Source organism: Acinetobacter sp. YH12208 (assembly GCF_013418055.1).
Lineage (GTDB): Bacteria > Pseudomonadota > Gammaproteobacteria > Pseudomonadales > Moraxellaceae > Acinetobacter > Acinetobacter pseudolwoffii.
In genome coordinates this window covers 87,054-112,713 of the sequence record NZ_VPCT01000007.1, presented here as the reverse complement: position 1 = coordinate 112,713, position 25,660 = coordinate 87,054, and the positions used below count along the sequence as shown (strand labels likewise).

The following is a 25,660-nucleotide window of genomic DNA, read 5'->3' as shown; positions in this document are numbered from 1 at the left end:
GATCATTCAGGGCTTTTTTATGACTGGAGTATTTTAAAAGAAATTCAAATAACTTTGATAAAGGATAAAACCCAGAATCAGGCTGAACCAGACTGGTAATTTTGAACGGAGTAAAGCAATCATTACCGCAACGAACAGCAGGTCGGAGATACTGTTAAAATAATGTTGTGACAGATCCAGCAATAAATACAGTAACAGACCCACCACTGCAGCATTGATGCCCATTACCGCCTGATGGATATAGCGCTGTTGCATCAACCATGACCAGTAGGGCAAGGTTGCAAAGATCAGAAAAAATGAAGGTAAGAAGATTGCACAGGTCGCTAAAATTGCATTTAGCCAGACATAAGGCGACCAAGGCAGCAAAGCACCAATATAACTGGCAAAACTGAATAAAGGTCCCGGCATGAGCTGGGCAAATGCATAGCCAAGATCAAAAGATTGTGCACTCACTAAACCGGTTGTGACAAAGTCCTGATGCAGCAAAGGTAAAATCACATGACCGCCACCAAACACCAGCGAGCCAGTCTGATAGAAATTGGAAAAAAATTGCAGGTCTGATTCACCCCATAATTTCCCTGCTAAGGGGAGTAGAATAAACGGCAAGATAAATGCCAGTAACCAATAGGGTGCAGCGGCAGATCGAATATACGGCGAGCTGATTGCCGTTTTGTTAATTTCTTTGGGTTTCGAATCTGATTGATAAAAATGTCCCGCCAAAAGTCCACAGACTGCGCCCAGCATAATCACCAGAATTTGATTAAAACTTACTGAAACCACCATCAGTAATACCACCGAGAGGATTAAGACAGCGTATTGCCAGGCGGTTTTACAGAAGCTTCTCAGCATTTGCCAGAAAGCCCAGGCGATTACAGAAAATACAATTAACTGGATGGTATGAAAGCTGTTTGAGTTTAAAATATGAAAATAGCTTTGACCCAAGAGCGCCACCAAGGTCATCAGAATAACCGAGGGCAGGGTAAAACCCAGCCATGCGATCACGGCACCAGTATAGCCCCGTTGCAGATAACCGATCGACAGGCCCACCTGGCTGCTGCTCGGCCCGGGTAAAAGTTGCGCCAAAGCGACCAGCTGACTGTACTGTGTGTCATTCAGCCATTGCAGCTGGGTCACAAATTTTCGGTGAAAAAACACCAGATGCGCCGCCGGACCACCAAATGAAATGCAGCCCAGTTGCAGGAAAATCAGGAAAATCCGATACAGTGAGATTGAAGGCATACAGTTATGGGGAAAAATGAAGATAAAGTAGCTGAACTGTATGACAGTTTTACGAAATTCTACAGACTATTTATGCATGTGTTTATACACTATGCTGCTTTAGATTAATGAGGACATTCTCTGCATGCAGAAATATGTGTTGAGTATGGTGATACTGGGTACATTTGGCCTAAGTGCTTGCCAAACGACTCCAATGACAGCCCAAGCGGCAACCAGTCATTTGCAACCTGCTGCACAACGCGGAGAAGCTCAGGCACGTCCGAATCAAATTGATTTTGAAAAGATCAAGCAAACTGAACAGCGTCCGGTCATTGCTCTCGTTTTAGGCAGTGGTGGTGCGCGTGGCTATGCACATATCGGTGCGCTCGAAGTACTGGAACAGGCCGGTATTCGTCCGGATTTTATTGTTGGAACCAGTGCGGGCAGCATCGTCGGATCTATTTATGCCAGTGGTAAACCGGCGATTGAGCTGCGCAATATTGCCTTGAGCATGCGAGCAACCGATGTACGCGATATCAAACTGGATCGAAAAGGTTTTTTTGATGGCAAAAAAGTAGAAGACTATGTCAATTTACAAGTCGATCAAACTCCACTAGAAGCCATGAAAATCCCGATGTTTGTGGTGGCCACAGCACTAAAAGAAGGCAAGAAAGTCGTTTTTAATTATGGCAATACTGGACAGGCAGTACGTGCTTCAGTGTCGATTCCGAGTATGTTTATTCCAACAATAATTGAAGAAAAAGAATATGTCGATGGCGGGCTGGTCAGCCCGGTACCGGTGAATGTGGCACGTGAGCTGGGAGCAGATATTGTGATTGCGGTTGATATTCTGGCACAGCCTATTCATACGGAAACCAGTAATGTCTGGGGACTGTTTAACCAGAATATTAATATTATGCAGCAACACTTGGCACAAGAAGAATTAAAGCATGCCGATGTGGTGATCCAGCCCGATTTACGGGAAAAAGGACATATCTTTGATGTACGTGGCAGAGAATTAACCATGCAGGCCGGCATTGATGCTGCACAGTTAAAACTGATGGATATTTCTCTCGCTTATCAAAAATATAATTATGCTCGCGGCCATCATATTCCGCTCTTTGTGGCTCAGGAACAGCAGCAGCCCTAAAGCATATTGCGGTTAAATTTTTTTGTTCATTTTTTATGAGATCGAACCAGGTAGGCAAAGCTATTGCATCCCTATGCTTTCCAGATTCTGATCTTAACACTGGCTGATCGTTATAAAAGATTAAATCATTGTTTCTGCATATGAATTGGCCAGAATTTTCAGGAGAGATAAACTTTATTTTGACTATAAGTTGTTGAATTATAAATTATATTTTTTTGGAAATAAGTGTTGCTTTTCTAAGTCGAAATTTTAATATTATTATTCCTATACTTAAGTTGATCAAATATTTAAATATTGTTCATGACAGAATGTGCTTTGAAAGATTAATGAATAGATGTAACGACAATGAATCAGATTAAAATTGGACATCAGGTCAAGTTGGCGCAATTTGAACACTATATTTTTACAGTGACAGCTGCACATCAAGATGGTTCTTTCACGGTCACTACCACACTGGATGGTCAGCAAATTCTCAGCTATGAAAATGTCGCCCAGGAAATGTTAAAACCACTCATGCGCTAAATCAGTAATGATTTATCCAACATCTTGAATTATTTTTTGCAAAATGAGAGCGGCCCGAAAAAAACTTGAGCTGGGTAAGCAGATGCTTTGGATCAATAAGTGTTTATTTGTTTGGAACTTAGCTTCTTGCTGAGCCTTGAGATCTGTTAAATATATTTTTTTCTGTATGAGTGCAGTTTCTATATCAATAATTATGATGCTTCATTTGCCGAATTGAACATTTTATTCATGTTAAAAACGCTATAATAATAAGCGATAACCTTGTCATTCAAAGAGTTCAAAGAAAACGATGGCCCCTTTAGATCAAATTGCAGCAGTGTCAGATGACCAGTCAGAGTTAACGATGTCAGTTCTCATGACGCCAGATATGGCAAATTTTTCAGGAAATGTTCATGGTGGAACTATTCTGAAATTACTGGATCAGGTGGCGTATGCATGTGCGAGTCGCTATTCGGGCAGTTATGTCGTGACCTTATCGGTAGACAAGGTAAACTTTAAGGAACCAATTCATGTGGGTGAGCTGGTAACTTTCTTGGCCAGTGTCAACCATGTTGGTCGCACCTCGATGGAAATCGGGATTCGTGTAGAAGCGCAGAATATTCAAAAAAGAACGGTACGCCATACCAATAGCTGTTATTTCACTATGGTGGCCGTAGATGAAAATGGCAAACCGAAACAGATTCCGGCTTTGAACCTGGACAATGACTGGAAACGTTGCCGTTTTGAAGCAGCCGAACAGCGTAAAGTCGCGCGTTTGCAAGAGAATCATCATCCTTCATGCAGTATTTATAAAAAGACTGCACAGAGTTAAGCGGTGATTTAAAAACATCTTCATAAGACTAATGCCAGTCAGTTAACCAATTGACTGGCATTTTCTTTTTTAAATTGAGGATTATATGTGATAGGTGGAAAAGTCATCCGCAACTGTTTGAGGCATGAGGTGTATTGCACCGCAAGATTAAAAAAATGATGGTCTCCATGACAAATTGACGAGTCGAGGGTGGCTGACGAGTTTTGCGGTGAGGAATATGACTGCAAGATGCCTTCCTTGCGAAGTTCCGCTGCTCATTTGAATGAAACCAAAGTAACAAATGATATTGAAAATATTTGATTTAAAACCTTCAGACTCCATCATGAACGACTAAGCAGTTAAAGCGTCTATTTTTAAATTCTTTAACTGATCAGCATTACTTTATAAGAGAGTCTTTTTTGCCTTAATTTCAGTTTATGTCTGGAGCTTTATCGTTTTTTGCTCTAATATAAAACGATACGTATCGTATCGTATCGATTGTGTTTGAAGATAAGTAGACTTTATGAATCATGACGAAAAAAGCTCACGACGACAGCAATGTATCTTGCAGGCGGTTGCCGATGCATTGGCAGAGGGAGAGTATCATCAACTGACTATTGAGGCTGTTGCAGCACGAGCTGGGGTGGGAAAATCTACGATTTATCGCTGGTGGAAGCATAAATCGGAGCTGGTGCTAGATACCTTCAAACAGCATACGGTCTCAGTCTTTGAGCCTGATCCTGCAAATGACCTGAAAAGTAATCTGATTCGACAGCTAAGCTTGTTGTCTCAGGCGCTCAACCATCCGATTGGTCGGGCTTTACTGGTGGTAATCGCCAATCATCGTGAGCTGGCCGGTGAATTCTTTCAGCAATATTTATTGCCGCGTCGACAGCAGACTCATCAACTGATTCAGCAAGCGATTGAGCGTGGCGAGATTCGCGCGGATTATCCTTTTGATTTAATGCTGGACAGTTTGTACGGCCCGATCCATTACCAGATTATTTTTTTCAATCGTATGCCGGATGAAAATTACATCCGGGCGCTGGTTGGGTTAGTGCTGCATCCTGTTGTAATTCAAGCCTGAGCCTGGTCTATTTTTCTTAAAGTTGGTTTTTATGTCTCTCAGCCCCGAGCGTTTATGGAATCGCTCATTTATCCTGTGCTTATTCAATAACTTTTTTCTGTTTGTTTATTATTTTGCCTTACTGACCATCTTGCCGATTTACATCATGAAAGATTTGGGGGGCTCAGTCAAAGAAGCGGGTCTGGCACTGACCTTGTTTCTGGCATCATCAATTGCAGTTCGGCCTTTTTCCGGCATGATCATCGAAAAACTGGGCAAGAAAATCTCGATGCGCGGTGCAGGCGTGATTTTTGCGCTGTTTGCCTTTGGCTATTTGCTCATTGATAGCTTGTGGTCACTGTTGCTGGTGCGATTTCTACATGGCATTTGGTTCAGTATTTTGACCACGGTGGCGGTTCCGGTGGCCAATGAATTTATTCCAGAACAGCGTAAAGGCGAGGGCATGGGCTATTTTGTCATGTCGACCAATCTGGGGGTGGTATTTGGCCCATTGCTGGCCTTGACCGTCATTCAATTCACCAGCTTTAAAAGCTTATTTGGGATTCTGGCTATTATTATTTCTCTGGGACTGATTTTCTGCTGGATGCTGAAAATTACCGAACTGCCAAAATCAAGGCGGATCGGCACAGAAAAAACCAAATTGAGTCTACAAGATATATTGGAAGTGAAAGTCCTGGCGGTAAGCTGTGTGGCGTTGCTGACGGCGTTTGCTTATTCGGGCATCATGAGTTTTATCACGGCATTTAGTGAAAGCAAGCAGCTTTTGGCTTATACCAGTGTATTTTTTATTGTATTTGCGGCTTCGATGCTGTTGGTACGGCCGTGGGTCGGGAAAATCTATGATCGTAAGGGGCCAAGTGCTGTCATTTATCCTTCCTTTATTTTCTTTGCGATTGGCCTAGTCATGGTGAGTCTGATATCCAATCAATGGACGCTCTGGTTATCAGCGGTCTTTGTGGGGATCGGTTATGGTTCATTATTTCCATGTCTGCAGACACTCGCAATTCAATCTGTCGATAAGCAGCGTATGGGACATGCGATTTCAACCTTCTTTACCCTGTTTGATCTGGGTTTGGCGGTAGGTTCCGTGGTGATGGGCCTATTGATTGCCTATTGGGGCTTTGAAGCGATGTATGTGTCGAGTGCTGCACTCGTCATTGTGACGATCTTGGTTTATCGTCAGTATGTGGCCAAAAGACCAATACACGTACCGGAAAATCAGGAAGCATAAAATGGAATTAAGACATTTACGTTATTTTGTCACTGTGGCCGAGGAACTGAATTTTACCCGGGCTGCGGAAAAATTGAATACTGTACAGCCTTCCTTAAGTCAGCAAATCAAGGATCTGGAGCGTGAGGTAGGCGTACAGTTACTGGAGCGAAATAACCGTAAGGTCAACCTGACCGAGGCCGGACAGGTTTTTTTAAAAGAAGCTTTGCTCAGTCTGGAACATGCAGAACGTGCGATCCACGCTGCCAGACAGATTGCCAATGCACATCAGGATCAGCTGAATATCGGATTTGTACCGGTTGCGGAAATGAAAGTCTTTCCCTATATCATGCCCAATATCCGCGCACATTTTCCTGAACTGAAAGCACTATTTCATAGTTTGACCGACGCTGAGCAGTTTAGTGCTTTAAGAAAAGGCCAGATCGATATTGCTTTTACCCGCTATCCGGGACAGTCGAGCGAGTTTGATTCGATCCGGATTTTTGATGAACCTTTAACCCTGATTGTGCCTAAAGATTCTCCGGTTGCGACCCTGCCACATGTCAGTATTAAGAGCTTTGAAAATCAGGATTTTGTCATTAGTGATGAACAGGCTTCACCACAATTGCATCGAATTATTCAAGACTTTTTTAAACAGTCCAAATTGAAGGTCAATGTGGTGCAGCATTCGACCAATATCCTGCTCAATGTCAATCTGGTCGGGATGGGCGTGGGCTGGAGTCTGGTGCCGGCCTATGTGATTCCATTACTCGGCGATAATATCGTGGTCAAAAAGACCCTTGAACCTTTGCCCATGATTGGGCTATATGCCAATTATCGTAAAGACCAAAAACATGTGGTGATTGATCTGATTTTAAAAGTCTTAAAAGAAAAGTTTTGTGTCGATCTTTTTTAAGATTTACATCTTTGGTCTGCCTATATTTTAAAAGCTGTGCGACAGAAATGATCTGTAGCACATCTGTGTAAATTGACACAGAAAACCGTTTTATACTGAAGCTCTAAAAATAAAAAATGGTTAAAGCAATATGATGAAGCTCTATAACAATCCGCAATCACGGGGCCTGACCCTGTTGCCCTTATTGAAAGAATTGCAGATTGAAGACCAGATTGAGCAGGTGGAAGTGTCCTATGAATATATGCATCAAGCTGAATATTTACAGATTAATCCGATGGGAAAAGTTCCCTGTCTGGTCGATCAGGAGATTGTCATTTCAGAAATGGCCGCCATTTTTATCTATCTGGCAGATAAGTATTCTGACCAAGGCTTGGCACCTGCTTTGGATGAACCCAAGCGTGGGGCATATTTAAAATGGATATTGTTCTGTCATGGGCCCTTCACCGAATATATCGATATAAAAAATTTGCAGGTCTCGCCAGAAAATATTGAACAGAACCGCAGAAGTTTAAGTTTCGGGAATGAAGCAGCCGTATTTGATTTTCTGAAACAGGGCATAAGCCAGGCCAATCCCTATTTGCTGGGTGAAGAATTTTCCGCAGCAGACTTATATGCGGCTTATTGTTTAGTCTTTGCGATCTCTGCAAAAATTTTACCGCCATTTGACGAGTTCAGACCCTATTTGCAGCAGATGGCCTCTCGTGATTCCCTGAAAGACATGCCGTGGTTTCAAGACTATCGAGTTTAGTTCATCGCTCTGTATCACTTGATCTGGATATCTCATCACAATAAAAAACCACGCCGAAGCGTGGTAAAAAATGACCTTAAAATTATTTCAGGTACAGTTTTTTAAACAGTTGCTGACTGGTGTTTTCCAGTGATTGTGGAATGGCCAGTGCGGCCACAAAACGGTCAGGACGCAAGATCACCACTGAATCGGAAGTATTGCCAAACCAGGAGCGAATTTCTGTGCCGCTATCACCAATGGTGATGACATCTTCAAACTGTTGGCGCTGGGTATTTTGTAACTGTACTGCCGGAATGACCTGAATAAATTTCACACCGAGGGTTTTCCACTGTTGCAGTGTCTCTGGACTCAGGCCCCATTTTGGATCGACACCCCAGGCAATAATGGCAAAATCATTGCCAATCACTTCATCCAGTAACACTGTTTCACCTGATGCAAGCTGAACTTGAGGCTGAATGAACATCTTGCCAATTGGAGAATTTTTGGCGCCGTTGCTCAAAAGCACACCATCATGATATTTCGGCATCGGTTTAAAGCGCATTTCCAGCAGGTACTGTTTGATCGGCTTGATATAGTTCAGGGCATAGGCGATACCGTCACGGACAAAACCTTGCCACTTTTTTGGTGGTGCCAATACATGACCGGCCATCACGGACAGATCAATCATGGCTTTGGCATGGTCTTTACGTTCAATCTGATAAGAATCTAAAAGTGCGGGGCCGGTTTTGCCTTGAACCACCAGTGCGACTTTCCAGGCCAGGTTAAAGGCATCCCGCATCCCGCTGTTATAACCCTGACCTTGCCATACCGGCATAATGTGCGCAGCATCACCTGCCAGTAAAATACGGTTTACCCGGAATTTGTCCGCAATACGGGCATTATGGGTATAAACACGCTGACGGATCACTTCGATGCCGTCGGTACTTGGAAGCACTTTGGCCAGTAATTTGGCAATATTTTCCGGTTTGCTGAGTTCTTCCTGAGTTTCACCCGGCATAACCATAAATTCAAAACGGCGAATTCCATGGGGCAATGCGGCGGATACATAAGGACGTACCGGATCACAACACAGGTAAATATGCGGTGTCGCAAGCGGATCATTTTCAAGATCGATTACGATCCATTGATTCGGCGCAGTTTCACCCTCAAAAGCAATGCCCAGATTACGGCGTACATAAGAGTTACCGCCATCACAGGCAATCAGGTACTGGGCACGGACTGTTTCTGTATTCCCTTGTTCATTTTGCAGGTTAAGCGTTACACCCTCGGCATCCTGACTAAACTGGGTCAATTGACGTGAGAACAGCACCTGCGTATTTTCATATTGTTTTAAGCCCTGAAGCAGAACCTGATCGACTTGTGGCTGAATAAAGGCATTACGGCGCGAAAATCCAAATTCACGGGTTAAAGGTTGAATATCTGCAAAACAGCGACCCTTAGGTGTTAAAAAGCGCATGGCATGATTGGGCGTGGTATAGGGCAAGACTTGATCGACCAAACCTAAGGATTGAATGGTACGCAAAGATTCATCATCGATCCCAATGGCACGTGGATAATCAATCAAACTATCCAGTTGCTCGACCATCGTGACGCTCACGCCTTGCTTGCTCAGATAGTTGGCAATGGTTAAGCCTACAGGCCCAGCGCCGAGGATTGCTACATCAGTGCTGTAATTGGTATTGCTCATAGTGAATGTCCATTCAATCGACTTGCATTTCAATCTATTAAGGGACAGTTCTGAGCTGTAAACAAGTTAGGCGATAGTAGTTGAGCTATATGAATAATATTAATCTTAAGTGGATTTTTATTATTTAAATAATTGAATTTAAATGATAAATTTAAAATAATTCAATAGTCATTCTCAATCCTGTGATCAGTTTTAACTATGATGGGCATTTAAATCTAGTCAATAAAAATGCTGAACCCGCAGCAAGCATGATTCAGCATCGATCAATATGAGGCAGTACAGGCTAAGCCTACTGGAGAAATACTGCCCTGATATTTTCTTTGATCATTTAACCCGTCGTTAAATCACTTAACGTGCTGCAGGTGTTGCGCTTTCTGTTGCAGCTTCAGATGCAGCTGGTTGTTCTGCATTTGCGCCAGCAACCGGAGCATTTGACTCAGGCAATTCCTGGGTACTGACAATCACTTTTTCTTCAGTGTTTGTATTTGCATTTGTTGTTTCAGTCGCGGCAAAGCTGGTGGCTGCAGCAGCAGTAAGCGTTGTTGCAAGTAAGATTTGTGCATATTTCATTTTTGGCATCCTTTATTTATGTCATATAATTTGCCGAGCTGACCATCACATCAATTCGACAGGAGTTCATCCTAAGCACTGAAATTTTGATGAGCAAATCAATTAACAAAAGCGACACGGAGTGAATAACTCAGCATATACACAATGCAGAAAGTTGTTTAATTACTGTTAATTATGCAGTGTTCTATTTAATGAAAATGTATATGAATGTTTCAAAAAGCTAAATTTTAAATATGAATAAACATCAAGATTCTCTATTTGAGATAATTCTCTTAACTTATAAACTGATGGTTTCAAGTCGCCATTGAGCAAGAAAATGTCTCTACAACCATGCTGTGTCCTATAATACAGGGCATGATCTTGTCTATTTAATCTCTTGAGAACCGATTTTGAAAATTCTGTCCGCAGCACAGCCGATTCCTGTCCATATCATTTCTGGATTTTTGGGGGCGGGTAAAACCACACTGCTTAAACATTTATTACAGCAGAAACCTGAACAGGAAATCTGGGCCGTACTGATGAATGAGTTCGGTCAGATCGGGGTCGACCAGCAGTTATTACCACAAGATTCAGGCTATGCGGTAAAGGAATTACTGGGTGGCTGCCTATGTTGTAGTAGTCAGTTGCCGATGCAGATTGCCTTGTCACGTTTACTGTCCGAAGTGAAACCGGATCGGCTGTTTATCGAGCCGACCGGGCTGGGACATCCTGCACAATTGTTAGAACAGTTGACGGAACCGCATTGGCACAGTCATTTAAACATGCAGGCTTTGGTCACTGTGGTTGATGGTTCACGTTTGCATGATCAGGATTGGTCACAGCAAAATCTGTATGCAGATCAGCTTAAGGCCGCGCAGATTGTGGTGATTTCACATACAGATTTAATGACAGCCGAAGATCATGCTGCGCTTACGCAGCTTCAGGCGGAATATCAAGTCTATGCCCAGCAGTGGTTGTGCACAGAGCAGGGACAGCTGAGTATTGAGCAGATTAAACAGGATTATCAAGGTTCTGTACGTCAGCTCCAGCCTTTATTAAAACAGCAACAGATCAATCCTTCCCCAGAGGCACCCGTGCTGATTCAGCAGCTGCCTTATCATTATGTGGAAAGCGCGCAGGGCTATCAGGTTGCGGGCTGGAAGTTGCCAAAACGCTGGCAATTTCATTTTTATGATTTGCTCGACTTGCTGTGTGAACAAAAAGACTGGCTCAGAATCAAAGGAATTTTTAATACCGATCAGGACTGGAAAAGCTTTAATTTCAATCCGGAGCAGTTTAATTATCAGTCGGTTGAGGCAGGTATTGATAACCGGATCGAAGTGATTTATCAACAGTCACGGGATTGGCTGGAGTTTGAAAGCGCGTTGATGCAATGCCGTATTGATCCGGAAAAATAATAGTACTGTTGCTAAGGCGCTGAATGAGTTATTGACCTAAATCTGTTCAGCAAAATACTGCTAAATCTTATATGCTAGGCGCCAAATTTGAGGATTGTGTTATGGCGTTAAAAGCGACGATTTATAAGGTTGATTTGAATATTGCAGATATGGATACGCACCGTTATGCAGATTATCAGTTGACGATGGCGCTGCATCCTTCAGAAACCATTGAACGCCTGATGGTGCGTATTCTGGCGTATGCGCGTTATGCCGATGAAGCGCTGGAATTTACCAAGGATCTGTTTGAAACCGATGAGCCGGCCTTGTGGGAAAAAGACCTCACTGGTCAATTGGTGAAATGGATTGAAGTCGGTAGCCCGGATGAAGATAAAGTCAAAAAAGCCAGTGCGCGCTGTAAGCAAGTGGCTGTGGTGACCTATGGTTCTGCGGTAGATGAATGGTATAAGCGCAGCAGCAAATTAAAGACGTTAAAGAATGTGGAGGTGTGGAAATTATCGACTACAACCACCGATGCATTGCCACAATTATGTGCACGCACCATGCAGTTACAGCTCAATGTGATGGATGGTGAATGGACTCTGATTGGCGATCAGGGGCAGGTGCTGGTCGAGTGGGAACAGTTACAATAAGGACGCATAAGGATGCACGTCTGGACTTGTATCCTGTCGCTTAAATTGCGTATACCTGAGGAATAAAAATACTCAGGGTTGTGTCATGTACCATGAACTTTATGATTTACTGCTGGCCGTCGCGATCGGGGCCATTATTGGTGCAGAACGTGAATATCACAGTAAATCTGCCGGACTGCGTACCATGATCATGGTCAGTCTCAGCTCCTGTCTGTTTACTATCATTTCCCTGAAAATAGGCGTGGAAAATCCTGACCGGCTGGCGGCCAATGTCCTGACGGGGCTAGGCTTTTTAGGGGCAGGGGTCATTCTCAAAGATGAGAACCGTATTTCAGGAATTACCACGGCCACCACCATCTGGATGACCGCAGCACTGGGCATGGCAGCCGGTGCGGGTTATGAAATCCTGAGTATCTGGGCCACTTTAATGGTCATGGTGGTACTGGTTCTACTGATGTATGTACAGCGCGGGATCGAGTCGCTGAATCAGGAACGTAATTACGAAATTGTCTGTCCTTTTGAGAAACATGAGCTCAACCATTATGAATCGCTTTTCAAACAATATAAGCTAAAAGTCATGCATTCTTCACAGCGCAAGGTTGAGCAGCAGATTAGCGGAAGATGGGTGCTGATGGGATCGGCCAAAAACCATCAAAAACTCACCCTGCATTTACTCAATGATCAGAATATTCAGGAACTCAGCTTTTAATCCATCAAGGACTAAAGCCTAAAAAAATCAATCAATCCGGTTTATACTGGTTTTTGAATTTATGCCAATCTCAGGTAAATAAGTATGATTAACGAACTTGAAATTATTGATTTAAAAGTAGGCGAAGGGAAAGAGGCGGTAAAAGGCGCGCTGATTACCACACACTATACCGGCTGGCTAGAAGATGGAACCAAGTTTGATTCATCGATTGATCGCGGTAATTATTTTGAAACCGTGATCGGAACAGGCCGTGTGATCAAAGGTTGGGATCAGGGCATTTTGGGCATGAAAGTGGGCGGTAAACGTAAACTGCTGGTGCCGGCACATTTGGCCTATGGCGAACGTAAAATGGGCAAAGTGATTCCAGCCAATTCAGACCTGATTTTTGAAATTGAACTGTTTGATGTAAAAACACGTAATTAATTCATTGAAATAAGATTCATTCAGTATCATGAGTGAATGCTGATCGGGAGAAGTCTCAGTATTGGGGGCTTCTTCCGATAAACTACAAAAAAATATTTGAACTCCCTGATATTCCAAGTAGATTATAAGAAGAATAAAGCTCTTTTTCAGGAAACTACTGTCTTTGCAAAACGTGATAAGGAATGTCTATTTTGTAATGTGGGTTTGGGCCATAAGCTGGGGCATCTTGATGAGCACTTCAGTATCTGCCCAGATCGCTGCCACATCCCCCGGGGTGCAGCAGCAGTTCCGTGATCATATCTCTGAAATTCATTTTAGCGAACACAGCAGCAGCCCTTTGCAGGGGAAATGGTTATTTTATCCGAGCCAGTTTATTGTCCAGCCAAGTTCCGTACTGTTATCAAAAACAGTGGAATTGCCGGCTTCTTTTAAAATACTGACCAACTCAAATATTGGTTATGGCACATTTATTAGCCATTATAAAATTCCTAAAGAATTTATCGGACGCCGGATTGCCATTCGGATTCCTGCTCAATATGGCGCTTATCGGGTCTATGTAAATGGCGAGTTTATTGTCCGGCTTGGGCAAATCAGTAAAACACCTGAACAGCAGATCACTGAAAAAGCCCCCCGGATTGGCTATTTCGTTGCAGACAGTGAATACATTACCTTAAGCATTCAGGCCTCGAATTACACTCATTTGCATGGAGGGCTGGAACGCCCAATGCAGATTGGGGTCGCAGGTACAGTCAATCGTCAATTCCAGCAGTTGATGATGAGTATTGCCATGACCTGTGGCGCAGTACTCGGGGTGGGTGTTTTCAATATCCTGTTTTCAATATTTCGAGGATCGAAAGAGCGTAATAGCAAAAGCATTTTTGTGTTTGGCTGTTTTATTATCTTTCTGGCCCTGCATAATATGTTTTCAGCGCCCTATGCTTATTCGGTATTTACCAATATCGACTGGTTATGGGGAACACGTTTAGAGTATCTGTTTACGTTTCTGGCGGTATTGTTTTTCCTCAGTTATATGCATCTGTTTAATCAGCGCTATTTAAAACCGCTGATTTATTATATTGCGATCGTCTTATTGATTTTGAATATCAGTGTGACGCTATTTTCTACCCCAGAGTTATTTGAACGTCTTGCGCTCTATAGTGCGATTTATGGTCTGGTGATTATTGGGAATTTCATGTACGGGTTTTATCAGACCCTACGTGATAAGCAACCGTATTCACGCCTGAATCTGTTTGCCATTATTTTCTTGTGTCTGACATTTTTAAATGACTATCTCTTGCTGATTAATGTCATTCAAACCACACATTTGTCTTTCATTTCCACCAGTTTATATGCCTTGTTGATTATGTTTCAGCAGTCTAGACACTATGCGCATCAAACTTATCAGACAGAACAGCTAAATTTTAACCTCATCGAGCTCAACAGTTCGCTTGATCAAAAAGTCAAAGAGCGTACCCAGCAACTGCATCAACTAAATGCCAAACTGGAACATCAGATGAAGATTGATGCGCTGACCGGTGCTTTTAACCGGCGTGCTTTAAATAGTGAAATCCAGCAGAAGTTTTTGCAAAGCCAGCAACATTCACATGCCACACTGCTTTTTGCCATGCTGGATGTTGATTATTTTAAAAATTATAATGATCATTATGGCCATTTAAAGGGTGATGAGATTCTACAAAACCTGGTTAAGGTGATTCAGGCCAGCTTGCCTCAATCGGGTTATCTGGCGCGTTATGGCGGGGAGGAATTTGCCATTCTGCTTGGTGATATACCGATTCCGGTTGCCCTGCAATATCTGGAACGTGTCATTCAGCAGGTTCGGGAACAACAATTTGAACATCTAAACCGGCCGGATGGCAAAGCCTGGATCACGGTCAGTGTGGGCGCGGCTTGGATAAGCCCACAACATCAATATGCCGATATTCATGCCTTGATGAAAGCTGCAGATGTGCAGCTGTATCTGGCCAAACACACCGGGCGTGATCAATTAAACTTTGAGCAGGGCGCGGATTAAAAAACGTATTTATACAGATATGATCCATCATCTTGTGAATGTGCAGGGCTGGAATCAAATCCACATCGCTGATAATAGCTGAGGGCTGTTTGAGTCGACTTGACTGCAATCTGATAGATTTTTTTCTCTACTAATGCTGCATGCATTTGATTAAATAATTTGGTGCCAAATCCAAGCCTCTGGCAATGTGGGGCGACATAATGCATCCGGATTTCTCCAGTATCACTGACCAATAAAAACCCGACTACTTTGTCGTGCACAAGGCAAACCCAACAATCGTTATAAAGCATATCGACAATCAGGCTGGCGTGATCAAATTTTTCCAGCCAGCTTTGGATGCGACTGTCCTCACGTTGATGATCTAAAACACAAGATTGAATACTGTCATGAATCACCTGAATAATTTGAGGTATATCCTGAATCTTCCCTTCACGAATCACCATGTTATTCATTTTCTCGAACATTTACAGGAAGGCTTCATTGGAAGAGAAATGCAGGTTGAAACAAAATAACAATCTTGTAGTTTTTTGAGAGGATTTTCTTAAAAACCAGTAGGTGAAGATAACTTATGTTGCTGATCTGTCGGTTTTGTTTATCTGATTTTCTAAAATCAACGCTTCTCAGGAGCGGGTGCTCAAATTTACAGCAAGCTTTGCTAGAATCGCCGTGCTTACTTTAAATCCCCATAAAATCGAGTCAAGGATGCCATCATCGAAATAGTGCAGGAGTTTGCACTGTCTAAAAAATAGACGTATGCTAGGTGTTAGGCCATTATTCAAATGAATATGAAGTGCTCGGTAATAAAAATAAAATCAGCCACACGAGATGATCTACTATGTTTAAATTGTTGCTCTTGCTGTGTATTTTTTTGCTGTTCAATGCCGCCTGGATCGTGGGGCGGAAAATTTATAAAACCCAGTCTTATCTCTCTGCGCAGCGTGCAGAAAAACCTGAACAAATTGCCAGTATTTCAGAACATGTCATGACTACGCATGAGGAACAGGTGCATCTGGTTGATGCTTATGAACTGGAACTGTTTGATGATGTGGCTCAGCTGTTTTTTCAGCGTCATGTAGCTATTCAGGACAGGGCACAGGCAGAGCAGTTACAGCAGGAAATCTTGCAAAAAATGCCCATGCAAAGCAGTACACAAATTCGTCAGATGGATTTAGGGGAGTGGTCGATTTTCTGGAATTTTTACCATCAGTCACTGGAATATTATGTCGGCCGCTATGGCGTGTTTTATACGCATGTCGACCGTTTTGGCCAAGAGCATCGTCAGGAAATTCGTACCGATCTTTTACAGTCAGATTGTGCTTGATCTCTCTGCTCAGGAAGCTTGTAAGTTTTGCAGGAGACGATAGGCGTTAAACATCAAGCTGCATATTTAAGCCGATGTAATTCGGAAAAGGTATTTAAGGCATCTTGCCAGATTTTTTCTGCCCCCTGACGGAAATAGCCCATATGACCAATGTCCTTTAAACCATAATCTTCAGCTTTAAGATCAATATAATGCACGTTTGCTTGACGGTAATATTGCATAAAAGCATGTCTGGAATTAGGCAGGGCCCAAGTATCATCGAGAGCAGCAACCGCATAAATCGGAGTACTTACCGCAGCATAACGTGTGTGTAAGTCTTTCAAATCCGGATCGGCAAAGAAATAGGTCGGATATTTGCACCACTTACGCCACTGACGATAGACATCACGTGGCAAGTCTGCACCCATGTTAAATTTGCTCCATGGCAAATAGCCGGTGATTGCTACGAGTGGAGGGAAAACAATATTCCAGATCATCTGAACCTTGATTTTTTCCTTGAGCGGCATATAACCATGCCAGCCGGCGCCTGTGCCATAACAGTACATCGCTTCGATGCGGTCATGATGTTTACACAGACCTAATGCCTGACCTCCATAGGAATGGCCAATCATATAAATATCCAGTCCTGTCCGGCCCAAATATTCAATTGCCGCACTCAGGTCATATTCTCCCCAGTCCAGATAAGACATTTTAAAGCCTTTGAGCTGTTTCGGTGCGGAAGCGGCCACCCCTCGATAATCGAAGGTCAGCACCTGAAAACCGGCATGAGTTGCATATTCTGCAAAACGGCGATAAAACGCTTGCGGTACTCCCGTTGCACAGGCAACGACAATATTGGCCTTCGCCACAGACGGTGTCCGGTAGAGTTTGCCACTTAAGCTATAACCATCTTCTGCCAGAAACTGGACACTTTCTACCTGCATTTTTCCCTGCACCATGAGTATATCCTTCGTTATATTGGATGAGATCTTGTTTTTTGTGCGCTAGCTTATGTTTAATCCAATAATGGGCCAGATGTCAAAACTCGGCAGTCGTATAGCGAGAAGAACCCTTTAAACATATATGAAGATTGCTGCGCTATCATCATGTCTAAACAGGGGGAAATAGTATGATTATTGATTTTCAGCAGGCGAAATTACAGAAGTTTATGGCTCTGGCAATGAAGATCGAAGCGCAGCCTGAACTGTATGTGCAGTTTGATTCGGTTTCAGACTTTTATAAAGCAGACTGGCTGCGGGATTTTCCAAACGGAACCACATGGTATGTGTCCGGTCTAGACGATGGCGCCGATGAATTTCATGTCGTGATTGACTATGCCACAGCGCAGCTACAGATCAGTTGTGGCCAGACACAGTTGTCTGCAAAACTATCTTGCAAAGATTGACCGAATTGCCGCTATTTCCCGATAAAAGAATAATGACAGATGCTATAAAGTTGATATAAATTGCAGAATCATCTCTGTGTTTGGTTTTATTTGCGATAGTCCGGAGTGACCTAAGCGAATAATGCAATAAAAATAAGGAAAAATAGCATGGCACATCAGTTCACTGTGAAAGCAATTATCAATGGCGTGTCTATTGATGAATTTAAACGTCTGGCCAATGATATTCGTTTGCATGAGGCAGTCTGTCATCGAATTCCTGCGCAAAATTTAGAAATTCTGGTCTCGGAAAAGCAGGGGCATATGTATACCTTGAAACGTGCCTATAATCTGGATGTCAACATCCCGGATATGGCAAAAAAATTACTCAAGGATGCATTCCGTTTGCAGCGTACCGATATCAGCGATCTGAATCAAATGACATCGACGGTACAACTCGGGGCAAATTTACCGATCGAGGCGACCTGTCAGCGTGCAGTCACTGGAGATGAAGACCAGATCCAGTTTCAGCTCAACTGGACAGTAAAGGTCAAAGTGCCGTTGCTCGGCGGTATGCTGGAAAAGCATGCAGAAGGCGAGATTCGTAAATTTAGTGAAATTGAACTCAGTATCGTTGAAGATGAATTACGCAAGAGCCTAACAGCCTGAATTAGTGCACCCATCTCGTTCACCAATATTTAAAAAGGGCACTTTTAAGCTGGGTGGTGGCGGTCAATTCGGCAATGTATAGCCATTTAGCTTGCTGCCGTTCTCTAAGCAATGCGGCTTAAGACGTAGAAAAATAATAAGGCAATACAGATGGGATTGAGTGCCGTTTGATCGACTGAAGAAACGGCATCATATTATTTATATTTATGCCGCTAACTTTGAGCTTAATCACTTCTTCTATGATATTGCATCGCCAGTCGATAAGCGAGTTGATCCACATTCAGTAATTATCTGCGCGTACTGCGCAACATGAGCTAACCATCTGCATGCTATTGTTTGTATAGATATTTTTGATTGGTGAAACAGATTGCTGAATTGCAGTGCCATAAGCAAAGACTTCGACCATACCGCCTTGCATGCCCAGTTCCGTAGTGCTCAGCCGAATCCCCATAATCTGGGTGGCTCCGATTCTTTCAGCTTCAAGTTTTAAACGTACAATCGCCTCACGCCGTGCCCGCTCTACCACGCTTTCATAGCTGGTCAAATGACCTCCCAACATGTTCTGCACATTGGCAATTGCGTATTTAAAATAATCATGGGAAATGACCACATTACTGCTGATCATCTGTCCGGAATGTTCAGATAAGATAAAGCGGCTGTTGTTGACCTGGATATAAGCCAGTCGTTGTTCCTGTTCGTCTAGATAACGAAAATGTTTGCGTTCATTATAACGACCAAAGCCAAAACCGACGCTAAACAGAATGACAAAAATGACGATCTGAAAAATTAAACCGTCCATGAATTATTCTGCCTGTGGAAAAGGGTCGGGTAATTTTGGCATGACTGGATCAACAATGACCGCCGTTCCATAGACAAACAGTTCAGAGGCGCCTTGGGCAATATTGGAGGTCGAGAAACGAATACCGACAATCGCATTGGCACCCATGCTACGGGCTTTTTCAACCATCCGGTTCATCGCTTCCTGACGGGATTCTTCCAGCAGCTCGGTATAAGCAGTAAGCTCACCCCCGACAATATTTTTCAGGCCAGCGAGTAAATCACGCCCGACATGTTTGCTGCGTACCGTACTGCCATAAACCACATCAATTTGTTGGCGAATAGTATGTCCCGGTACAGATTCCAGATTGCTAAGTAACATGCGTATGTTTTCTAAATAAATTGCTGGTCTATGACAATAGGAAAACTGCCTTGAAAATGCAATAAAAAAGCCCACCGAAGTGAGCTTTTCTTTTTCTATTTTAAATCTATTTCGCCTGCTGTTCTGCTGCGCGGCGTTGTTCAGTCACGGACGGCTGATTCGGCAGGGTATCCGTGGTATTGACTTTTAAGCCTCCGCCGAGGGTCTTGTAGACTTCAACCTGATTGTTCAAGTTGGCCTGTTCAAGCAAGAGCAAGCCTTGTTCTGCGGCATAAGAGGCACGCTGTGCATCCAGTACCGTCAGATAGCTGTCAATCCCGGCGCGAAAACGTGCCTGCGACAGGCGATAGGTGGTATTGGTGGCTTCTACCAGACGGCGCTGTGCAGCAATTCGATCACCAATGTTTTGGCGAACTGCTAGCGCATCATTTACTTCACGAAAAGCGGCTTGAATCGACTTTTCGTAATCTGATAATGCAATTTGCTGATCGGTTTCAGAAATCTGGATATTGGCCTGACGGGTACCCCAATCGAAAATTGGAATATCCAGACTTGGGCCAAAGGACCAGCCAAAACTGCCTGATTTAAACAGATCGCCTAAATCGGTCGATGCATAACCTGCTGAACCGGTCAAACTGATGGTCGGGAACAGGCGTGCGCGTGCTGCTGCAATATTGGCACCCGCTGCAGACAGACGATACTCGGCAGCGCGTACATCTGGACGGTTAATCAGCAGATCACTTGGCAAGCCTGCACCCAGTGCCGTATTGGATGTGATGCGGGTTACGCGTTGTGCCGGCAATAAAGTCGCAGGCACTTGCTGACCGACCAGCAGGTTTAACAGGTTTTGTGCCTGTGCCACCTGAGTGCGGTAATTCGCGACATCATTGCGTGCCGTTTCGACGGAAATCTGGGCCTGACGCACAGGAAGTTCGCTGTCGATCCCGACATCAAAACGTTTCTTGTTCAGGTTAAACGATTCAAGCTGTGCTTTTAGCGTTTGTTCAGCCAAAGCCAGATTGGCATTGGCAAATGAATAGCTGAGCCAGGCTTGAGACACCTGACCAATCAGTGCAATTTGCGTCGCATCTCGCGCACTTTGAGTCGCCAGGAAGTTATCCAGTGCATTGTCACTTAAGCTACGTACACGCCCCCAAAAGTCCAGCTCAAATGCGGTTACACCCAGACCTACATTATAGGTGGTTACAGCACCGCGGCTTTGAGGATTGCTACTGCCCGTGTCTTGACGTAACACGCTGCCACTGGCACCAATGGTCGGTAACTGATTGTTTTCAGTAATCTGATACTGTTGCTGGGCGCGTTGAATATTCAGGGCAGCAGTGCGCAGATCACGGTTATTGTTTAATGCCAGATCGAGCACCTGTAACAGGCGCTGATCGGCAAAAAAGTTTTTATAACCTTGTTCTGCTACAGAAGTACCAGACGCATTGGTATAGCTGCTCGGGATATTTGCCTGTGCAACCGGCTCTGGACCACGCATGCTTTGACAGGCTGTCAAAGCAAGCGCAAGGGCAGATACCGCAATGCTACGACCTGTAATAGACCATACATTTTGCATTACGACTTATACTCCTGATTTTGTTGTTTTGGTTTGTATTTAAAGATACTTCGAATCCACACGTAGAATACCGGGATAAAGAAGATACCTAACAAGGTCGAGCTGATCACGCCACCAAGTACACCATAACCGACTGAGTGCTGACTACCTGCACCTGCACCTGAAGCCAGGGCAAGCGGCAATACACCAAAACCAAAGGCCAAAGTGGTCATGATAATTGGACGTAAACGCATTTTCGCCGCATGCAAGGTTGCTTCGAATAAATCTTCACCTTGCTCTTGTAGCTCTTTCGCAAATTCCACGATCAAGATCGCATTTTTCGCAGAAAGACCAATCACGGCAATGATCGCCACCTGGAAGTAAATGTTATTCGACAGGTTCGGGTTTTGCAGCAGCACCATCCCGCCATAAGTCATGAGCAATGCACCGACGATACCCAATGGCACCACCAGCAGAACCGAGAACGGAATCGACCAGCTTTCATACAGGGCTGCCAGACACAGGAATACGATCAGGAGTGACAGGGCATACAGGAACGGCGCCTGTGCACCAGATTCACGTTCTTCCAAAGACAGACCGGTCCATTCGAAGTCAAAGCCGGTTAAGCCCATTTCTGGTAACTTCGCCGCAATTTCTTCCATGGCCACCATGGCATCACCCGAACTGATTCCCGGAGCCGGTGTACCTTGAATGTTCATCGACGATACGCCGTTATAACGTTCAAGACGTGGTGAACCATAGGTCCATTCGCCTGTGGCAAAGGCCGAGAAAGGCACCATTTCACCGCGATTATTACGCACATACCACTGGTCCAGATCTTCCGGCATCATACGTGAGCCAGCTTCACCCTGAACATATACCTTCTTGACCCGACCGCGATCAATGAAGTCATTGATGTACGAACCGCCCCAAGCAATACCCATAGTACTGTTAATTTCGGCAACGCTGACACCCAGTGCACCTGCTTGCGCATGATCCACAATGACACGGTACTGAGGAGTATCTTCCTGACCGTTTGGACGTACACCTGCCAGACGCGAATCTTGTGCTGCCATGCCCAGGATTGCATTACGTGCTGCCAGAAGCTGGTCATGACTTTGACCACTTGCAGCCTTGAGCTGTAAGTTGAAGCCAGCCGACACACCCAGTTCAGGCATCGCAGGAAGCTGCAATGGCATGATATAAGAGGCATCTTTGACAATCATGTTCAGCGCCATACCACGTTGAATAATGGCACCGACCTGAGATTCCGGACTGTTACGTTCAGACCAGTCTTTCAGTTTAATAAAGGCCAGACCTGCGTTTTGTCCCACACCGGTAAAGGAGAAACCTGCCACACTAAACACCGACTCGACATGATCTTTCTCGTTTTCCAAGAAATAGTTGGTCATGGTGTTGACCACTTTGTCGGTACGTTCCAGGGTAGCATTTGGCGGTAGCTGAACCAGCGCCATAACCACACCCTGATCTTCATCCGGCAGGAATGAAGACGGCAGTTTCTGGAACAGCAGCACGATAACACCCAGCACTACTGCATAGACAATGCCTGAGAAAATCTTGCTGTGGGTCATGCGATTTACGCCGCCCTGATATTTCACCGCCACATTGTCAAAGCTGCGGTTAAACCAGCGGAAGAAGCGGGCAAAGATACCGTTACTTTGCGGCTTGTTCGGATCATGCTGTTTCAGCAAGGTCGCACACAGGGCAGGGGTAAAGGTTAATGCCACTATCAGCGACAAGACCATTGCTGTGACCAGCGTAATCGAGAACTGACGATAAATAACCCCGGTGGTTCCACCGAAGAATGCCATAGGAACGAATACTGCTGACAGCACCGAGGTAATACCAATCAGTGCGCCAGAAATCTGTTTCATCGACTTTTCAGTCGCAGAAACCGGATCCAGATGCTCTTCCACCATGACCCGTTCTACGTTCTCGACCACAACAATGGCATCATCGACCAGAAGACCGATCGCCAGCACCATGGCAAACATGGTCAGGGTATTAATCGAGAAGCCGAAGACGTTAATCACGGCAAAGGTACCCAAGACCACGACTGGAACGGCCATGGTTGGAATGATCGTGGCACGCCAGTTCTGCAAGAACAGGAACATGACCAGGAACACCAGGATAATCGCTTCGATCAGCGTTTTGACTACGCTCTTGATCGACAGTTCAATAAATGGTGTTGTATCAAAGGCCAGTTGATCGACCATGCCTTGCGGATAGTTCGGACGTAACTGTTCTAAGCGTTCTTCAACCGCTTTTGCTGTATCAAGCGCGTTAGCACCTGTGGCAAGTTTAATTGCCACACCACCAGCCGGTTTGCCATTAAATTTCGAATCAAACTGATAGTTATCTGCACCGAGTTCCACCCGTGCAACATCACCCAGACGAACTTGCGCGCCCGAAGTGGTATTTTTTAGGAAGATATTGCTGAACTGTTCTGGGGTTTGTAACAGGCTTTGAGCCGTTACGGTTGCATTCAGCACTTGACCTTCAACAGCAGGAGCACCACCAAGCTGACCGACCGCAACCTGTGCGTTCTGGGTGCGAATTGCAGTCGCAATATCGCTCGGTGTTACTTGCAGGCTGGCCATTTTGGCCGGATCTAGCCAGATGCGCATCGCATAAGAGCCACCAAAGACCTGAACTTCACCAACCCCGGCCACACGGCTTAAAGGTTCAGAAATATTCGAGTTGACATAGTCTTTGATGTCATCGGCGGTCAGGCTGCCATCAGGTGAATAGAAAGCCAATACCTGAAGGAAGCTGGCACCGGATTTGGTGACACGCACACCCTGACGCTGTACATCTTCGGGAAGAAGTGCAGTGGCAGACTGTAATTTGTTCTGAACCTGAACCTGTGCGATATCAGGATCAACACCCTGGTCAAAGTTCAAGGAAATAGAAGAAGAACCGTTACCCGCGCTGTTAGACGAGATATAACGTAAGCCATCCATACCGTTCATCTGCTGCTCGATGATCTGGGTGACTGTATTTTCAACAGTTTCAGCAGATGCACCTGGATAAGTCGCAGAAATGGTCACGGTTGGCGGAGCAATCGTTGGATATTGTGCAATTGGCATTTTGCTGATGGTTAAAATACCGGCCAGCATGATAACCAATGCAATCACCCATGCAAAAATCGGGCGATGAATAAAGAATTGAGCCATGAACCATTACTCCTTATGCATTTGCAGCAGGTTTTTGTTCAGGTTGTTCTTTCTTTGCATCATCTGCCTTTTTCTCGCTTGCTGCAGGCTGCTGCGGTGCAGCACCTTGTGGCGCAGCAGCTTGAGGTTGATAAGGTTTAGCTACAACTTGCTGTTCAGGTTTCACTTTTGCAATCCCGTCCACAATCACTTTATCACCTGGATTCAGACCTTCAGTCACAATCCAGTTGTTGCCTTGAGAGCCGGTGGTCGTGACTGGACGTGGTGCTACTTTACCATCAGCACCGACCAGCATCGCCATTGCCTGACCTGTTGGAGTACGGGTCAACGCCGCTTGTGGGATCAGGAAGGCATTGGGCACTTCACCCTGTACGATTTGCGCAGTCGCAAACATACCTGGCAGGAGTAAATGGTTTTTGTTCGGGAATACCGCACGTAAAGTCACCGTACCTGTTTCCGGATTTACGCTGGCATCCGAAAATGCAAGACGGCCTTCAATCGGGTAGATGCTGCCATCTTCAAGCTTTAACTTCACTTTAGTGTTGTTTGAGCTATTCAAATCGCCTTTGTTGAGCTGCTGACGTAAACGTAAAAGCTCAGCACTGGACTGGTTGATATCCACATAAATTGGATCTAAACGCTGAATGGTAACCAATGGCTCTGGTTGATTCGCCGTCACTAATGCACCCGCAGTGACAGACGAACGGTTGGTCTGGCCCGAGATCGGTGCACGTACAGTCGAATAGCCCAAGTTAATTTCGGCATTACGCAAGGTGGCACGGTTGGCATTCAGATCGGCTTCAGCCAGTTTGACCTGTGCCACGATGTCATCATATTCTTGTTTAGAAATGGCATTGGTTCCAACCAGCTGGCGGTAACGGCCTTCCTTCACACGTAATACACCCAGATTGGCTTCAGCACGGGCAATTGCTGCACGAGCATTATCCACGGTCGCACGGTTGGTGCTTGAATCGATTTCGTACAGAGCCTGACCTTCACGCACATAACTGCCTTCAGTGAACAAGCGTTTAAGCACCACACCACTGGCTTGCGGACGTACTTCTGAAATTTCAAATGCTGTTGTACGACCCGAGAGCTCTACAGACTGCTCTACACTTTGTGGTTGTGCAACAAGAACACCGACTTCAGTCGGTGGCATTTGTTGTTGAGCACCAGCTTGCTGGCCCTCTTTTGGATCTTTGCTACAACCAACAAGTGCAAGACTTGTTGCTAATGCGCAAGCAGTCAGGGCAGGTGCCCAAAGCTTTGCAGACATCATTGTTTCACCTCTATTAGATCTTTATC

25 protein-coding genes are annotated in these 25,660 nt (G+C 44.6%); 15 read left to right on the top strand and 10 right to left on the bottom strand.

What is annotated here, in order from left to right:
* Positions 1-33: 33 nt before the first annotated feature.
* Positions 34-1,239, bottom strand: a complete 1,206-nt coding sequence (chrA, locus tag FTU95_RS08890; RefSeq protein WP_180078212.1) for a chromate efflux transporter — start codon at positions 1,237-1,239, stop codon at positions 34-36.
* Between the two features lie 124 nt (positions 1,240-1,363).
* Here chrA and FTU95_RS08885 point away from each other — a divergent pair, with 124 nt between their 5' ends.
* The 7 genes from FTU95_RS08885 (at position 1,364) to FTU95_RS08855 (ending at position 7,641) form a co-directional block, all read left to right on the top strand.
* A complete protein-coding gene (locus FTU95_RS08885; protein WP_180078210.1) occupies positions 1,364-2,368 on the top strand; it encodes a patatin-like phospholipase family protein in 1,005 nt (334 codons plus the stop codon).
* A 345-nt stretch (positions 2,369-2,713) separates the two neighbouring features.
* Positions 2,714-2,890 carry a hypothetical protein gene (locus FTU95_RS08880; RefSeq protein ID WP_005169744.1) on the top strand — a complete coding sequence of 59 codons (177 nt, stop codon included), beginning with the start codon at positions 2,714-2,716 and terminating at the stop codon, positions 2,888-2,890.
* 289 nt (positions 2,891-3,179) lie between these two features.
* The gene (locus FTU95_RS08875) at positions 3,180-3,701 is read left to right on the top strand and encodes an acyl-CoA thioesterase (protein ID WP_004280680.1); all 522 of its coding nucleotides are present in this window, start codon (positions 3,180-3,182) and stop codon (positions 3,699-3,701) included.
* A gap of 502 nt (positions 3,702-4,203) precedes the next feature.
* Complete coding sequence (locus FTU95_RS08870; RefSeq protein WP_005169748.1) at positions 4,204-4,767, top strand: TetR/AcrR family transcriptional regulator; 564 nt, start codon at positions 4,204-4,206, stop codon at positions 4,765-4,767.
* Positions 4,768-4,798: 31 nt separating this feature from the next.
* The gene (locus FTU95_RS08865; protein WP_159516120.1) at positions 4,799-5,998 is read left to right on the top strand and encodes an MFS transporter; all 1,200 of its coding nucleotides are present in this window, start codon (positions 4,799-4,801) and stop codon (positions 5,996-5,998) included.
* A gap of 1 nt (position 5,999) precedes the next feature.
* Positions 6,000-6,893 (top strand): LysR substrate-binding domain-containing protein, encoded by an 894-nt coding sequence (locus FTU95_RS08860; protein WP_005097811.1) that lies wholly within the window; start codon positions 6,000-6,002, stop codon positions 6,891-6,893.
* A 133-nt stretch (positions 6,894-7,026) separates the two neighbouring features.
* Positions 7,027-7,641, top strand: coding sequence for a glutathione S-transferase family protein (locus tag FTU95_RS08855; protein ID WP_180078251.1), 615 nt, complete (start codon positions 7,027-7,029; stop codon positions 7,639-7,641).
* A gap of 82 nt (positions 7,642-7,723) precedes the next feature.
* Here the strand turns inward: FTU95_RS08855 and FTU95_RS08850 are convergent, their stop codons facing one another.
* A complete protein-coding gene (locus FTU95_RS08850; protein WP_180078208.1) occupies positions 7,724-9,328 on the bottom strand; it encodes a bifunctional 3-(3-hydroxy-phenyl)propionate/3-hydroxycinnamic acid hydroxylase in 1,605 nt (534 codons plus the stop codon).
* Positions 9,329-9,676: 348 nt separating this feature from the next.
* The gene (locus tag FTU95_RS08845) at positions 9,677-9,898 is read right to left on the bottom strand and encodes a hypothetical protein (protein WP_180078206.1); all 222 of its coding nucleotides are present in this window, start codon (positions 9,896-9,898) and stop codon (positions 9,677-9,679) included.
* Positions 9,899-10,287: 389 nt separating this feature from the next.
* Here FTU95_RS08845 and FTU95_RS08840 point away from each other — a divergent pair, with 389 nt between their 5' ends.
* From FTU95_RS08840 to FTU95_RS08820, 5 genes are all read left to right on the top strand, one after another.
* Complete coding sequence (locus FTU95_RS08840) at positions 10,288-11,295, top strand: GTP-binding protein (protein WP_100357878.1); 1,008 nt, start codon at positions 10,288-10,290, stop codon at positions 11,293-11,295.
* Positions 11,296-11,396: 101 nt separating this feature from the next.
* Positions 11,397-11,927, top strand: a complete 531-nt coding sequence (locus FTU95_RS08835; protein WP_005169770.1) for a YaeQ family protein — start codon at positions 11,397-11,399, stop codon at positions 11,925-11,927.
* 85 nt (positions 11,928-12,012) lie between these two features.
* Positions 12,013-12,636, top strand: a complete 624-nt coding sequence (locus FTU95_RS08830; RefSeq protein WP_005097799.1) for an MgtC/SapB family protein — start codon at positions 12,013-12,015, stop codon at positions 12,634-12,636.
* An 84-nt stretch (positions 12,637-12,720) separates the two neighbouring features.
* Positions 12,721-13,059: an FKBP-type peptidyl-prolyl cis-trans isomerase gene (locus FTU95_RS08825; RefSeq protein ID WP_180078204.1), complete on the top strand. Its 339-nt coding sequence runs from the start codon at positions 12,721-12,723 to the stop codon at positions 13,057-13,059.
* Between the two features lie 229 nt (positions 13,060-13,288).
* Complete coding sequence (locus FTU95_RS08820; RefSeq protein ID WP_100357896.1) at positions 13,289-15,091, top strand: diguanylate cyclase; 1,803 nt, start codon at positions 13,289-13,291, stop codon at positions 15,089-15,091.
* On the opposite strand, the gene FTU95_RS08815 is transcribed toward FTU95_RS08820, so the two are convergent.
* A complete protein-coding gene (locus tag FTU95_RS08815; protein ID WP_005097793.1) occupies positions 15,088-15,555 on the bottom strand; it encodes a GNAT family N-acetyltransferase in 468 nt (155 codons plus the stop codon). The two genes, FTU95_RS08820 and FTU95_RS08815, sit on opposite strands and share 4 nt — an antisense overlap.
* A 371-nt stretch (positions 15,556-15,926) precedes the next feature.
* Between FTU95_RS08815 and FTU95_RS08810 the strand changes: the two genes are divergently transcribed.
* Positions 15,927-16,412 (top strand): hypothetical protein, encoded by a 486-nt coding sequence (locus FTU95_RS08810; RefSeq protein ID WP_005169777.1) that lies wholly within the window; start codon positions 15,927-15,929, stop codon positions 16,410-16,412.
* 53 nt (positions 16,413-16,465) lie between these two features.
* On the opposite strand, the gene FTU95_RS08805 is transcribed toward FTU95_RS08810, so the two are convergent.
* Positions 16,466-17,350, bottom strand: a complete 885-nt coding sequence (locus tag FTU95_RS08805) for an alpha/beta fold hydrolase (RefSeq protein WP_100355556.1) — start codon at positions 17,348-17,350, stop codon at positions 16,466-16,468.
* A gap of 170 nt (positions 17,351-17,520) precedes the next feature.
* Here FTU95_RS08805 and FTU95_RS08800 point away from each other — a divergent pair, with 170 nt between their 5' ends.
* Positions 17,521-17,796, top strand: a complete 276-nt coding sequence (locus FTU95_RS08800; protein WP_180078202.1) for a hypothetical protein — start codon at positions 17,521-17,523, stop codon at positions 17,794-17,796.
* 147 nt (positions 17,797-17,943) lie between these two features.
* The gene (locus FTU95_RS08795; protein WP_005097789.1) at positions 17,944-18,441 is read left to right on the top strand and encodes a DUF2505 family protein; all 498 of its coding nucleotides are present in this window, start codon (positions 17,944-17,946) and stop codon (positions 18,439-18,441) included.
* Between the two features lie 280 nt (positions 18,442-18,721).
* Here the strand turns inward: FTU95_RS08795 and FTU95_RS08790 are convergent, their stop codons facing one another.
* The 5 genes from FTU95_RS08790 to FTU95_RS08770 form a co-directional block, all read right to left on the bottom strand.
* Positions 18,722-19,240 carry a YbjQ family protein gene (locus FTU95_RS08790; RefSeq protein ID WP_180078200.1) on the bottom strand — a complete coding sequence of 173 codons (519 nt, stop codon included), beginning with the start codon at positions 19,238-19,240 and terminating at the stop codon, positions 18,722-18,724.
* Positions 19,241-19,243: 3 nt separating this feature from the next.
* Positions 19,244-19,600 (bottom strand): YbjQ family protein, encoded by a 357-nt coding sequence (locus FTU95_RS08785; protein WP_005097785.1) that lies wholly within the window; start codon positions 19,598-19,600, stop codon positions 19,244-19,246.
* 106 nt (positions 19,601-19,706) lie between these two features.
* The gene (gene adeK / locus FTU95_RS08780; RefSeq protein WP_005097784.1) at positions 19,707-21,179 is read right to left on the bottom strand and encodes a multidrug efflux RND transporter AdeIJK outer membrane channel subunit AdeK; all 1,473 of its coding nucleotides are present in this window, start codon (positions 21,177-21,179) and stop codon (positions 19,707-19,709) included.
* Positions 21,179-24,355 (bottom strand): efflux RND transporter permease subunit, encoded by a 3,177-nt coding sequence (locus FTU95_RS08775; protein ID WP_005097783.1) that lies wholly within the window; start codon positions 24,353-24,355, stop codon positions 21,179-21,181. Before FTU95_RS08775 ends, adeK begins: the two co-directional genes overlap by 1 nt.
* A gap of 13 nt (positions 24,356-24,368) precedes the next feature.
* Entirely contained in the window at positions 24,369-25,634 is a 1,266-nt protein-coding gene (locus FTU95_RS08770) for an efflux RND transporter periplasmic adaptor subunit (protein WP_034608437.1), read from the bottom strand.
* Positions 25,635-25,660 lie beyond the last annotated feature (26 nt).

Bases quoted from the DNA above. Each gene is read 5' to 3' on its own strand.
- FTU95_RS08790 (WP_180078200.1), bottom strand. From the start codon at position 19,240: ATGGACGGTTTAATTTTTCAGATCGTCATTTTTGTCATTCTGTTTAGC.
- FTU95_RS08880 (WP_005169744.1), top strand. From the start codon at position 2,714: ATGAATCAGATTAAAATTGGACATCAGGTCAAGTTGGCGCAATTTGAA.
- chrA (WP_180078212.1), bottom strand. From the start codon at position 1,239: ATGCCTTCAATCTCACTGTATCGGATTTTCCTGATTTTCCTGCAACTG.
- FTU95_RS08845 (WP_180078206.1), bottom strand. From the start codon at position 9,898: ATGAAATATGCACAAATCTTACTTGCAACAACGCTTACTGCTGCTGCA.
- FTU95_RS08805 (WP_100355556.1), bottom strand. From the start codon at position 17,350: ATGGTGCAGGGAAAAATGCAGGTAGAAAGTGTCCAGTTTCTGGCAGAA.
- FTU95_RS08855 (WP_180078251.1), top strand. From the start codon at position 7,027: ATGAAGCTCTATAACAATCCGCAATCACGGGGCCTGACCCTGTTGCCC.
- FTU95_RS08885 (WP_180078210.1), top strand. From the start codon at position 1,364: ATGCAGAAATATGTGTTGAGTATGGTGATACTGGGTACATTTGGCCTA.
- FTU95_RS08770 (WP_034608437.1), bottom strand. From the start codon at position 25,634: ATGATGTCTGCAAAGCTTTGGGCACCTGCCCTGACTGCTTGCGCATTA.
- FTU95_RS08810 (WP_005169777.1), top strand. From the start codon at position 15,927: ATGTTTAAATTGTTGCTCTTGCTGTGTATTTTTTTGCTGTTCAATGCC.
- FTU95_RS08800 (WP_180078202.1), top strand. From the start codon at position 17,521: ATGATTATTGATTTTCAGCAGGCGAAATTACAGAAGTTTATGGCTCTG.
- FTU95_RS08825 (WP_180078204.1), top strand. From the start codon at position 12,721: ATGATTAACGAACTTGAAATTATTGATTTAAAAGTAGGCGAAGGGAAA.
- FTU95_RS08850 (WP_180078208.1), bottom strand. From the start codon at position 9,328: ATGAGCAATACCAATTACAGCACTGATGTAGCAATCCTCGGCGCTGGG.
- FTU95_RS08795 (WP_005097789.1), top strand. From the start codon at position 17,944: ATGGCACATCAGTTCACTGTGAAAGCAATTATCAATGGCGTGTCTATT.
- FTU95_RS08835 (WP_005169770.1), top strand. From the start codon at position 11,397: ATGGCGTTAAAAGCGACGATTTATAAGGTTGATTTGAATATTGCAGAT.
- adeK (WP_005097784.1), bottom strand. From the start codon at position 21,179: ATGCAAAATGTATGGTCTATTACAGGTCGTAGCATTGCGGTATCTGCC.
- FTU95_RS08860 (WP_005097811.1), top strand. From the start codon at position 6,000: ATGGAATTAAGACATTTACGTTATTTTGTCACTGTGGCCGAGGAACTG.
- FTU95_RS08875 (WP_004280680.1), top strand. From the start codon at position 3,180: ATGGCCCCTTTAGATCAAATTGCAGCAGTGTCAGATGACCAGTCAGAG.
- FTU95_RS08785 (WP_005097785.1), bottom strand. From the start codon at position 19,600: ATGTTACTTAGCAATCTGGAATCTGTACCGGGACATACTATTCGCCAA.
- FTU95_RS08870 (WP_005169748.1), top strand. From the start codon at position 4,204: ATGAATCATGACGAAAAAAGCTCACGACGACAGCAATGTATCTTGCAG.
- FTU95_RS08865 (WP_159516120.1), top strand. From the start codon at position 4,799: ATGTCTCTCAGCCCCGAGCGTTTATGGAATCGCTCATTTATCCTGTGC.
- FTU95_RS08820 (WP_100357896.1), top strand. From the start codon at position 13,289: ATGAGCACTTCAGTATCTGCCCAGATCGCTGCCACATCCCCCGGGGTG.
- FTU95_RS08830 (WP_005097799.1), top strand. From the start codon at position 12,013: ATGTACCATGAACTTTATGATTTACTGCTGGCCGTCGCGATCGGGGCC.
- FTU95_RS08815 (WP_005097793.1), bottom strand. From the start codon at position 15,555: ATGTTCGAGAAAATGAATAACATGGTGATTCGTGAAGGGAAGATTCAG.
- FTU95_RS08775 (WP_005097783.1), bottom strand. From the start codon at position 24,355: ATGGCTCAATTCTTTATTCATCGCCCGATTTTTGCATGGGTGATTGCA.